This is a genomic window from Roseivirga echinicomitans, assembly GCF_001592935.1.
GTDB lineage: Bacteria > Bacteroidota > Bacteroidia > Cytophagales > Cyclobacteriaceae > Roseivirga > Roseivirga echinicomitans.
Genome location: NZ_LRDB01000023.1, coordinates 405498 through 416389, shown reverse-complemented (window position 1 = coordinate 416389; position 10892 = coordinate 405498). Strand labels below are relative to the sequence as shown.

11 protein-coding genes are annotated in these 10892 nt (G+C 38.1%); 5 read left to right on the top strand and 6 right to left on the bottom strand.

Going from position 1 to position 10892, the window contains the following annotated elements; all coding sequences use genetic code 11:
• Positions 1-423: 423 nt before the first annotated feature.
• The gene (locus tag AWN68_RS13175) at positions 424-2112 is read right to left on the bottom strand and encodes a Na/Pi cotransporter family protein (RefSeq protein WP_068416442.1); all 1689 of its coding nucleotides are present in this window, start codon (positions 2110-2112) and stop codon (positions 424-426) included.
• 222 nt (positions 2113-2334) lie between these two features.
• On the opposite strand from AWN68_RS13175, the gene AWN68_RS13170 reads away from it, so the two are divergent.
• From AWN68_RS13170 to AWN68_RS13150, 5 genes are all read left to right on the top strand, one after another.
• Positions 2335-3498, top strand: coding sequence for a Na/Pi symporter (locus tag AWN68_RS13170; protein ID WP_068416439.1), 1164 nt, complete (start codon positions 2335-2337; stop codon positions 3496-3498).
• Positions 3499-3570: 72 nt separating this feature from the next.
• The gene (locus tag AWN68_RS13165; RefSeq protein WP_245658007.1) at positions 3571-4797 is read left to right on the top strand and encodes a porin; all 1227 of its coding nucleotides are present in this window, start codon (positions 3571-3573) and stop codon (positions 4795-4797) included.
• Between the two features lie 180 nt (positions 4798-4977).
• Positions 4978-5334: a phage holin family protein gene (locus AWN68_RS13160; protein ID WP_157716204.1), complete on the top strand. Its 357-nt coding sequence runs from the start codon at positions 4978-4980 to the stop codon at positions 5332-5334.
• Complete coding sequence (locus tag AWN68_RS13155; RefSeq protein WP_068416433.1) at positions 5331-5738, top strand: hypothetical protein; 408 nt, start codon at positions 5331-5333, stop codon at positions 5736-5738. Before AWN68_RS13160 ends, AWN68_RS13155 begins: the two co-directional genes overlap by 4 nt.
• Complete coding sequence (locus AWN68_RS13150) at positions 5728-6483, top strand: geranylgeranylglyceryl/heptaprenylglyceryl phosphate synthase (RefSeq protein ID WP_068416430.1); 756 nt, start codon at positions 5728-5730, stop codon at positions 6481-6483. The genes AWN68_RS13155 and AWN68_RS13150 overlap by 11 nt, the downstream gene beginning before the upstream one ends.
• Here the strand turns inward: AWN68_RS13150 and AWN68_RS13145 are convergent.
• The 5 genes from AWN68_RS13145 to AWN68_RS13125 all read right to left on the bottom strand — a co-directional run bounded on the left by AWN68_RS13145 (position 6469) and on the right by AWN68_RS13125 (position 10885).
• A complete protein-coding gene (locus AWN68_RS13145) occupies positions 6469-7392 on the bottom strand; it encodes an AraC family transcriptional regulator (protein ID WP_068416427.1) in 924 nt (307 codons plus the stop codon). The two genes, AWN68_RS13150 and AWN68_RS13145, sit on opposite strands and share 15 nt — an antisense overlap.
• A gap of 129 nt (positions 7393-7521) precedes the next feature.
• Entirely contained in the window at positions 7522-8661 is a 1140-nt protein-coding gene (locus AWN68_RS13140; RefSeq protein WP_068416424.1) for an acyl-CoA dehydrogenase, read from the bottom strand.
• A gap of 54 nt (positions 8662-8715) precedes the next feature.
• The gene (locus tag AWN68_RS13135; protein ID WP_068416421.1) at positions 8716-9411 is read right to left on the bottom strand and encodes a zinc metallopeptidase; all 696 of its coding nucleotides are present in this window, start codon (positions 9409-9411) and stop codon (positions 8716-8718) included.
• A 6-nt stretch (positions 9412-9417) separates the two neighbouring features.
• On the bottom strand, positions 9418-9843 hold the full coding sequence (rfaE2, locus tag AWN68_RS13130) for a D-glycero-beta-D-manno-heptose 1-phosphate adenylyltransferase (RefSeq protein ID WP_068416508.1): 426 nt from the start codon (positions 9841-9843) through the stop codon (positions 9418-9420).
• Positions 9844-9880: 37 nt separating this feature from the next.
• Positions 9881-10885 (bottom strand): lysylphosphatidylglycerol synthase transmembrane domain-containing protein, encoded by a 1005-nt coding sequence (locus AWN68_RS13125; protein WP_068416418.1) that lies wholly within the window; start codon positions 10883-10885, stop codon positions 9881-9883.
• Between the last annotated feature and the right edge of the window lie 7 nt (positions 10886-10892).

Here is a 10892-nt window from a genome sequence, read left to right as displayed (position 1 = left end):
CCCTGGGAATGAACCATTATAAGTGAGTGAATTGTATCTGATAATATGGAGGTGAATAAAACAGTCTAGATATGTCGGTTATTGTGATAATTAGCTTTAAAGAACCTTGAATTCTATTACGATACTGCACCGGAGAATGTGGTCAGAGTCGATAGATAAGATTTACTTTAAAATTAGAGGCTCAATCAGTTGTTTTTTTCTTTTTTCGAAGGGAAAATACCCTAAACTGGGTATTGATATTGGAAGTGAAAAAACTGTAATTTGAATTACTAGTTGGGATTAACACTTCATATAGTAGTCTGATTTTAGTTGAGTCTCTTAGGGTATTGCGTACGGCAGTACCCTTTCTTTTTGTATGTACACGAATAGAAATAAAGAAGGCATCCAATGAGATGCCTTCTTTATTGTGATTGAAGCTTATGCTTACATATCTTCGTCATCCTTACCGAAGTCTCCACGAACAGCTTCACTTACGTTGATGACATGGTCTCCAATCTTTTCAGCAGCAAAGAATAAATCTCTGTATATGATTCCGCTTTGGACATCATACTCTTTTTTCTCGGTACTTTTTAAATGCTGCTTTCTCATTTTTGTTTTGAGCGTGTTAATAGCCATTTCAGTTTCAATGGCTCCAGTGATATCAACTTTACCATAGACACCATTTAAGTTGGCTATCATTTGATCGATGGAAAGGTCAATCAGCGCGAAGATTTCTGCAATATTTTTGTTTTGCTTTTCTGAGAATACAGATTTTTGCTTGTTTCCTCTTTCTATATCTTTCGACATTCTAAGAATAATATCTGCCACTCTTTCAAGGTCATGCGCAATGCTCAGTATTGATCTAACTTTGATTGAAGACTCAACACTCAATTGTTGTTCAGAAACCCTCACTAAATAATCGGCTATTCTTTCTTCAATCTCATCCGTGCGAACCTCAAGCTTAGATATTTTGGCTTTTAGTTTATCTCGTTTGTCTTGTTTTGTCTCATTCAAAAGATCCTTAAGACTAATAAACATGTGCTTGGTTATTTCGGCAAACTTGATGCTTTCCTTTTGAGCACTGAGAATTGAAACTTCTGCTGTCAATGGAGCGTCATAATTGATATTTGTTAGCGAGAACTCCTCATCTTCGTCTCCTTTAGATTTAACCATTCTCGTAGCCAAGTTTACAAGACCTGGTACAAACCATATTAGGATCATAACATTCAAAAAGTTAAATGTGGTATGGAAGAGCGCCAAAGTGAATTTATTCGGATCGCCAGTAGCTGGGGCAGGCCAAATATAATGGAGCATATCCAATACATATGGGAGTAAAATCACCATCCACGTTACTCCAATAATGTTGAAAAGAGAGTGGATCTTGGCTGAGCGTTTTGCATGCACATTTCCTACTAAAGCAGCTAATTCAGCAGTAATGGTTGTTCCAACATTTTCACCCAAAATCATTGCTGTTCCAATTTCTATGGGTAATCCTTGTGCACAAAGCACAATGGTAACAGCCATGGCTGCACTGGATGATTGAACAACGATAGTAAGTATAGTACCAACACCAACAAACAATAGCCTAGTAAGTATTCCTGGGTCATTGAATTGCGTAAGAAAGGATAGTAGTTCAGGGCTCTTTTGTATTTCAGGAACAGCTGCTTTCAACGCGTCTAAGCCCAAGAAAAGAAGGGCGAATCCAATCATAAACTCAGCCCAGTTTTTTAGATTGGGTTTTTTCGAGAACATGAGTGGCATGGCCACTGCAATTAATGGTAGCGCAAAAGCCGAAATTTTCATTTTGAAGCCAATTAAAGAAACTAACCAACCAGTAATGGTAGTTCCAATATTTGCTCCCATCATTACACCAGCCGATTCTACTAAAGAAATTAAGCCTGCGTTAACAAAACTCACCGTCATTACCGTGGTGGCAGATGATGACTGAACTATGGCAGTGATTAAAAAGCCAGTAAGAACTCCCGTATAACGATTGGAAGTCATGGTGCCTAAAATGCGCCTGAGATTGTCTCCTGCAGCTTTTTGGATGCCTTCGCTCATGACTTTCATTCCGTAAATGAAGAAACCAAGAGCGCCTAAAAGTTCTATTACATTCCAAATACCGTAATCCATTGTGTTATTTTACTGTGATGACGACTTTATTAAAACTCGTTTTTCAGCCGTAAAAGTAGAAATACTTTTTATAAGGCTAATGTTAAATAATCATTACCAAGCAGAGTATACTTGTCAAGCATACTTAACAATAGGTTCATGTTGGTGAAAAGCCATTGAGCTAATTAATAATTACCTTTGCACTCTACAACAGACTTTAAAGAAACAGGAATTTTAAACAATATGAAAGGAGTTACCTTTGAGGATAGTATATTCTCTACCATGCTTGCGAAGGTAACTCTTATCATACTGGCGGTATTTTTTTTCCTTGTATCTATTGATTTAGTGATTACTGCGCTGTCGGGCTCTCTAAGTTTTATTAATGAGAATTTACTCTCGACCGCACTAGATCCTTTCGTTGGTTTATTTTTGGGCCTTTTGGTTACAGCTATTATCCAAAGCAGTTCAACTACGAGTACTATGGTGGTGGCGCTTGTCGCCTCGGGGACGCTTTCGTTAGAAGAAGCAGTGCCAATTATTATGGGTGCGAATGTAGGTACTACACTAACGAGTACAATTGTAGCTTTGGGATTTATTTCAAATAAAAGGGCTTTTAGAAGGGCGGTGGCAGTGGGCACTATCCACGATTTTTACAATATCATTCTAGTACTGATTTTATTTCCTCTGGAGCACTATTATGGGTTTCTCTCAAGAGTTTCATTCTATTTTAGCGAATTGATTTACGGAAAAGGTGTCTCAGAAGCTTCACCGCTCGGAGATGCGGTTTTGGGCAGTGGTTTAACAAGCCAGTTTGTGCTTTGGGTAAACAACAGTGTTTTGATTTTAATTATCTCATTTGCCTTTCTTTTTGCTTCTATTAAGCTTCTGACCTGGATCATTAAAAAGACCATCATTGGAGAGTCTAAAAATAGACTTCAGTCTTTTGTCTTTGGAAAGCCTATTAAATCATTTAGTTGGGGCGTTTTGCTTACTGCGGCAATTCAATCTAGTTCAGTAACGACTTCTATTTTAGTGCCACTGGCAGCAGCTGACAAGATTAAGCTTAAAAATGCTTTTACATTTATAATAGGAGCTAACGTTGGAACTACCTTGACAGCACTGATTGCTGCAGGTTTTAGGTCTGAGGCAGCAGCCACAATTGCAATAGCTCATTTGCTATTCAACTTAAGTGGAGCGGTTATTTTCATGTCATTACCAATTCTTAGAAAATTATTAGTTCATTTCGTCAAAGAGTTCAGTTATGCCATTGCTAAGTTTAGAGTGATAGGTTTGGCCTATATTATTATTATGTTTTTCCTGTTGCCCTTTTTACTGATTTCATTAAATAGAAATGTAGACGAGCCGGTTAAGGGAACTCCGAAGGTAAGTGTGAGTAAGGGGTTGTAAAAGTAAAAATTTTGATTTTCAATGTAAAGTTTGCTTTACATTGAAATGATATTTTAATTTAAATTATTTAGAATGATGTGTTTATTTGGTTTATGTAGGTACGCAATATGCAGAATTATTCTATTAATCGGATTCCTTTCCACCATAGGTTCGTCTGCTTATTCACAGGATGAGAGCAACAATACTTTTGGAAAAGGAATTCAACTTGTAGCTTCTGATTCTTCATTCTCAATGAAATTTGGCTTGAGGTTTCAAAGTCTCTATCAGGGATCTTTGAATGTAGTTACTGATAAATGGAATGATCAATTCTTAATAAGAAGAGCTCGATTGAAGTTTGAAGGCTTCGCTTATGACCCTAGCTTAAGCTATAAAGTGGAACTTGGTTTGTCAAGTAGAGACATTAGTGGGGGGGATTTGGATCAACACGGTAATACGTCTCGTATCATATTAGATGCTGTATTGAAATGGCAATTCAGGGAAAACTGGAGTCTTTGGGCGGGTCAAACGAAGTTGCCTGGAAATAGGGAGCGCGTAATCTCATCTCAGAAAATGCAATTTGTAGATAGAAGCCTCCTAAATTCAAGATTCAACATAGACAGAGACATCGGTATTCAACTGCATCATTCATCTAAGATTGGTAATCAGGCGGTTTTCCAGCAAATATTGTCGGTTTCAATGGGAGAGGGGCGTGATATTACTACCAATAATATTGGTGGCTACGATTATACATTGAGGCTGGAGTATTTGCCCTTTGGGGAATTTACTGGCGGGGGTGATTATTTCGGTTCTGATTTGAAACGAGAAAAAAGCCCAAAATTGGCCATAGGCGTGGCTTTTGACTATAACGATGGTGCAGCAAGACAACGAGGTCAATTAGGAGCTTTTGTTCAGGGGTCAAATGGCAATCAGCTTTCTACTGACCTTTCTACCTTATTTATTGACACTCACTTCAAGTACAAAGGTTTTTCATTTATGGGGGAATATGCTAATAAGCAATCATCTGAGCAGGTGTTTGTAGTCTTGGATGATTTCTCCACGCTAAAATACGCCACAGGAAATGCCGTCAATTTACAGGCGGGTTATTTGGTCGACAAGTCGGAGTGGGCCATCCGCTATACTCAGGTGAATTCAGATGACTTGGCTTACTCAAGCTTGAAAGAGGAAACACAATACACCCTTGGCTATTCTAGGTATATCGTTGGTCACAGCTTGAAACTACAAAGTGACTTGTCTTATAGCGATAAAGCACTCGGAGATAACCTCGTGACTTTCAGGGTTCAATTTGAAATTTCATTTTAGCCTTTGCTTTTTTGTGTTACGATTCCTCCATTGTAGTTACCACTGAATTTTCACTCATATATTTTAAACAAAGTGACTACTTGATGATTGTTATAAGATGGGTTGAGTTGGAGCTATTTTAAGCCTTATTGCCTTATAGTTCCTATCTTCTTCTTAAATTGGAAACTTAAATCAGGGAGTTTGAAACTATTCGATTTTAATAGACTAATTGAAGCTTTCAATGGCTTTATTGAAACTAAGGTTGAACTATGGAAACTAGAAGCCAAAGAAGAGATAAGTGCGCTTATCGCAAAAATGCTGGTAGTGATGTTGGTGGCTTTAGGAGCACTTATGGCATTATTGTTCTTCACTTTGGCTTTGGCTTTTCTCATTAATGAGCTACTTGATAGCGATATTTGGGGTTTTGTTATCGTAGGAGGCTTTTATGCCGTAATCACAATCGGACTTTTTCTTAAAAGAAAGATTATTATTGAAACTGTTATAAGAAAACAGAATATAGAAATTGAAGGAGTAAGTGAAGAAGAGGATGGCTTATGAAATCTAGAAAAGAACAATTAGAGCAGTCAAACGCTAAGTATAAGGAGTTACTGGAAGATCAGTTCGAGTCGATCAAAAATAACTTTCAGGACACAGGAAAGAAAGCCCTTTGGGTTGGAGGTGCATTGTTGCTTGCTTATGGCTTGACTACACTTATCACCTCTGGAGGAGAAAAGAATGAAGATGATATAGATGAAGGTGAAATCATTGAAATACTCCCAGAACATTCAATGAACAAGAAAGTAAAACTGAGAAAAGTAGTCGAACGTGAGCATAAAGAAGAGTCTGCTGTGGTAAGAGCTTTAAAGCATCAAGCTATTGTTTTTGTTTTAGGTTTGGCCGCAAAAAAACTTGGTGATTTTCTTAGTGAACTAGGAGAAAAAGAAGAAGACAGTGATTCTTAATTTATTTAAACAAAGCGCAAGTAATGGGAAAAAATCCCTTGCACTGCTTATTGATCCAGACGATATTAATGAGAATGGTTTAACGGCTGTTATTCATACTGCGATTGAAAATAGGGTGGATTATTTTTTTGTAGGAGGCAGTCTAATAACCACAAATAATCTGGCTCCTGTAATTGAGTCAATAAAACATCAAAGTAATATTCCTTGCGTGTTGTTTCCTGGCAATGCCATTCACATCCATTCAGATGCTGATGCGATTCTTTTCCTCTCGTTGATTTCTGGTAGAAACCCTGAGTTACTGATTGGGCAGCATGTAGTGGCAGCACCCGTGATTAAAAGAAGTAAGTTGGAGGTTATCCCAACGGGGTATATGCTGATTCATTCAGGGAAGCCAACTAGTGTTTCTTATATGAGCAATACACAACCCATTCCGAACGATAAACCAAGTTTGGCCGTAAGTACCGCCATGGCTGGTGAAATGTTGGGCCTACAATGTATTTATATGGATGCCGGTAGTGGCGCAATGGAGCCAGTTCCTTCCAAGATGATAAAGGCAGTAAAGCGAAATATAGAAGTTCCTTTGATCGTAGGGGGTGGCTTGAATACAACAAGGAAAGCAAAGGAGGCCCTTGAGGCGGGTGCCGATATCATTGTTATTGGCAATGCAGTACAAAAAAACCTCAGCATTTTGGCTGAGGTTTCTGATGTAGTCCAATGTTTTAATCAGGAGTTAAACGTTAATTAAACTCTCTCTTCGTCTCATTTTTCCTGCCGGAATACCGAACATCATTTTAAACCTACGACAGAAGTAAGCAGTGTCTTTGTAGCCAACCTCACGTCCGATATCACGGATGCTCTTTTTGGTAGTACGCAGTAAATCAACTGCAGCTTCCATTCTTTGGTATTCAATGTAATCCTGAGGATTGATTCCTGTAAGCATTTTGAAATACTGACCAACGTAGTCTTCAGAAACGCCAGCAACGCCAGCCAATACTTTGTTAGAAAGATCACCGCCAAGGTTATTCTTGATGTAAGCAAAGATATCAATGAGCCTTGGATCCTTAAAGTAAGTGCTGTTGGTCACCAATTGCTCAACAAAAAGACGCTTATCTAAGATGTATCTAATGATTTCTACACAAAGATACTCTGTGTTTACTTTGATAATTCTGTTTTTACCAGGTTTGGTAGAGTTCGTCTCATCAATAATCACTCGAATCAATTGTGCAATTGTTTCATTACCACGGATGGCAAACGGAGTGATGTTTAATGAAGCAAAGAAATTCACAGAATCAAAAACTTTAGCTTCAAACATTACTTGACTGAATCCATCAACATCATAATCGTTGATATCAGAATCAGAGGCGTTTTGAAGGTATTTCTTCTTGTTCGCAATAAAGTCTTCGCTAGAAACAACTGGTGCTGTTAAAGAGCTGTACGAAATTGCTGTAGATTTTCCCCCAGGGATGAAAAGCATATCTCCTTCGGAAATCTTTTCTTGATCAGGACCAAAGAATATGTCCCCATTATTTACTATGAAAATCGTGTTTTCTACATCGTAGTGATTTTCAATAGTAACTGGTTTCGCTATCTTCATGTTTCTGCTCTTAATATAGCGTACTCCTAGCGACTCAATGATTTTGTTGTAGTCTTCCATTTACGTTCTTGTTAAAAATTATATACACTTACACATTGTAAAAGTAAAACAGAATTAACAGGAATCAAAAAAAAATGACCATTGGCAATATTTATTATGCCAATGGTCATTTCAATAGGATAATTCTAACTATTTGAGTAGTTCTCTGGAGATTACTATCTTCTGAATCTCAGAGGTGCCCTCATATATTTGAGTGATTTTGGCATCTCTCATCAATCTTTCCACGTGGTATTCTTTAACATATCCATAGCCACCATGAATTTGTACAGCTTCAATGGTAGTATCCATTGCTACTTTAGAAGCGAAAAGTTTGGCCATAGCACCCGCTTTTCCAAAATCCTTTTTCTGATCTTTTAAATGAGCAGCTTTGAAGCATAAAAGTCTAGCCGCTTCTATTTCTGTAGCCATATCCGCCAATTTGAATTGAATGGCTTGGTGCTGGCTAATAGGTTTGCCAAATGCCTTTCTTTCCTTAGAGTAAGCCAAAGCCAATTCATAGGCTCCTGAGGCAATTCCTAAGGCTTGTGATGCAATTCCAATTCTACCTCCATTCAATGTTGACATGGCGAATTTGAAACCAAATCCATCGTCACCTATTCTGTTTTCTTTTGGAACTTTAACATCGGTAAACATTAAGGAGTGGGTATCAGAACCTCTAATGCCAAGTTTGTTTTCTTTTTTACCGACTACAAAACCCTCCATTCCTTTTTCAACAATGAGGCAATTAATGCCCTTGTGTCCTTTTTCACGGTCAGTTTGAGCTACAACTAGATAAACCGAAGCGGTATTTCCGTTTGTAATCCAGTTTTTTGTTCCGTTCAATAGGTAGTGGTCTCCTCTGTCTTCGGCTGTGGTTTGTTGGGATGTTGCATCAGAACCGGCTTCTGGTTCAGAAAGACAAAACGCACCAATTTTTTCACCAGTGGCTAAAGGCTTTAGGTATTTCTCTTTTTGCTCCTCAGTTCCATATTTTTCAATTCCCCAGCAAACAAGACTGTTATTAACCGACATACAAACAGAGGCAGAAGCATCAATTTTAGAAATTTCTTCCATGGCCAGCACATAAGAAATGGTATCCATACCACCTCCATTGTACTTTGGGTCTACCATCATTCCTAAGAAACCAAGTTCTCCCATTTTCTTCACCTGTTCTAATGGGAAGGTTTGGGTTTCATCTCTCTCGATGACTCCTGGCAGAAGTTCAGTTTGTGCAAATTCTCTAGCGGCTTGTTGGACCGCTAATTGTTCTTCGGTTAATTCGAAATTCATGCTTTAGTATTTAACTAACGTTTGTTAGCAAATGTAATAAATTCAGTTTAATGTTTAGTCGTTATTCACAAACATCAGTACGTAATAAAGTAACATGGCTAATGAGCCTAGTGCGGCAACAAGGTATGTTCTGGAGGCTGCGTTCAAGGCATCCTCAGCAATTCCGTGTTCGTCAGGGGTGACAATATTACGATCGTTGATCCAGGCTAAAGCCCTTTTAGTAGCGTCATACTCTACTGGTAGGGTAATAAACGCAAAGAGAGTGAAAATAAAGTAACAACCTATAATGATTGGTAAAGCCACTTGCCAAGACATTAAGCCTAGAAAGAATGAACTAACCAATAGTGCCATAAAAATGATGTTCATGATTCTACCACTGGCATTCTGGATTGGCACCAATGCGGAACGCATTTCCAAAGGGCCATAAGCCTTTGCATGTTGCACTGCGTGACCACATTCGTGAGCAGCTACTGCTGCAGCGATTACCGAACGACCTTCATATATTTCTGGGCTAAGGTTTACCGTTTTGTCTGCAGGGTTGTAGTGGTCAGTTAACCTGCCTTGTACAGAGACTACTCGTACATCGTGTATTTGGTTGTCACGAAGCATTAATTCAGCAATTTCTCGTCCGGTAAGCCCAATTTTCAACCCTACTTTTGAATATTTTTTAAACTTCTGTTTGAGACTGTTTTGAACCATCCAACTTGCCAGCATGATCCCGACAATTAGTACTATATATCCAATACCCATAATTTATTATTTTAATTTTTGAATCAAATTTGTTGTTGAGTAACCTTCAACTAAATCAATGGTTTTTACTTCTCCACCGTTCGCCAATACGATATCTGCCCCAATAATGTTGCTTAAATCATAGTCGCTTCCTTTTACCAGAATATCAGGAATTAAATAAGTGATCAACTCTTTTGGAGTGTCTTCTGAAAATAGCGTTACACCATCCACAAAAGCCAAGGCTGCTAGCATTCTAGCTCTTGCATTTTCATCATTGATTGGTCTTTCTTCGCCCTTAAGTCTTTTTACCGAAGGGTTATCATTGAGGCCAACCACTAGTTTAGAGCCTAAAGATTTTGCTTTTTCTAAATAGTCAATATGTCCTAAATGAAGAATGTCGAAACAGCCATTGGTGAAAACTACTTTTTCACCTTGGCTTTTCCATTTAAGCATAAGCGCTTTTAAGACTTTGGGGCTATATATTTTATTTTTAGTTGGTGTCAATTCTCTTTTTCTTTTTTCTAAAGTTAAGGATCAGTAGGCTTAAAAACCCAAATAAGATAACTGAAACTACTTGTGATCCATGAGATACGACAGCAAAAACAATTCCATCTGTATGTGAGATACCATAAACGACTAAAATACTGGCCACTAAAGCTTGATAGGCTCCAATTCCATTGTTCACTGGAGCGGCCATGCCAAGACTTCCCATTACTAAGACCGCAATTCCTGCCATAAATGACAGTTCGGCAGTAGGGGCATAACCAAAGGATATAACATAGAGCATAGCAAAGTACAATAGCCAAATACCTAAGGTAGAAAGCCAAAAACTTAAAGGGTTCGAGACTTTCTTGATTGCTTTGATGCCTGAGATTAATTCTGTCACCTTTTGATTGATTTTAAAGTAAATGGATTTTGGATTGCTCTCTTTTTTAGATTTTCTAATTACAAAGAGAATGAACAGGAAGCCTAGTATTCCTGCCAAAGCTAAGTAAGGCCAAATCATAGTTAAAAAGGGCAACTTGTCATCTACTTTTTGAATAAAGTACGATTTGAGCAAATTGAACTGCGTTGCAAGTAAAAATAAGGTCAGCAACATAAGCATAAACAAGTCCAAAAGCCTGTCTGTAATTACAGTGCCAAATGAGAAGGGGATTGGGATATTTTTCTCTTCTTTCATAATAGTACAACGAGCAACTTCTCCCAGTCTAGGAATAGCCATATTACCTAAATAACACACCATTACTGCCAAGAATGCCGTCCATGTACTTGGTCGAGGGCCTTGGGTGCCTAAGAGCATTGCCCATCTATACGCCCTTAAACCATGGCTAAAAAGTGATAGTAGAATGCTTAGTAAAATCCATTCATATTTGAAGTTTTTTAGGGCTTCCCAGATTTGATTCCAGTCTGTCGTTTTTGAACTGTTATACAAGATGTATCCTGTGATCCCAAGGGACAGAATAAGTTTGAGGATATCTTTTGGGCTGATTTTCAAAATAGCG

Coding starts and splice junctions, on each gene's coding strand:
- AWN68_RS13175 (WP_068416442.1), bottom strand. CDS start 2,112: ATGGATTACGGTATTTGGAATGTAATAGAACTTTTAGGCGCTCTTGGT.
- AWN68_RS13170 (WP_068416439.1), top strand. CDS start 2,335: ATGAAAGGAGTTACCTTTGAGGATAGTATATTCTCTACCATGCTTGCG.
- AWN68_RS13165 (WP_245658007.1), top strand. CDS start 3,571: ATGATGTGTTTATTTGGTTTATGTAGGTACGCAATATGCAGAATTATT.
- AWN68_RS13155 (WP_068416433.1), top strand. CDS start 5,331: ATGAAATCTAGAAAAGAACAATTAGAGCAGTCAAACGCTAAGTATAAG.
- AWN68_RS13145 (WP_068416427.1), bottom strand. CDS start 7,392: ATGGAAGACTACAACAAAATCATTGAGTCGCTAGGAGTACGCTATATT.
- AWN68_RS13140 (WP_068416424.1), bottom strand. CDS start 8,661: ATGAATTTCGAATTAACCGAAGAACAATTAGCGGTCCAACAAGCCGCT.
- AWN68_RS13135 (WP_068416421.1), bottom strand. CDS start 9,411: ATGGGTATTGGATATATAGTACTAATTGTCGGGATCATGCTGGCAAGT.
- rfaE2 (WP_068416508.1), bottom strand. CDS start 9,843: ATGCTTAAATGGAAAAGCCAAGGTGAAAAAGTAGTTTTCACCAATGGC.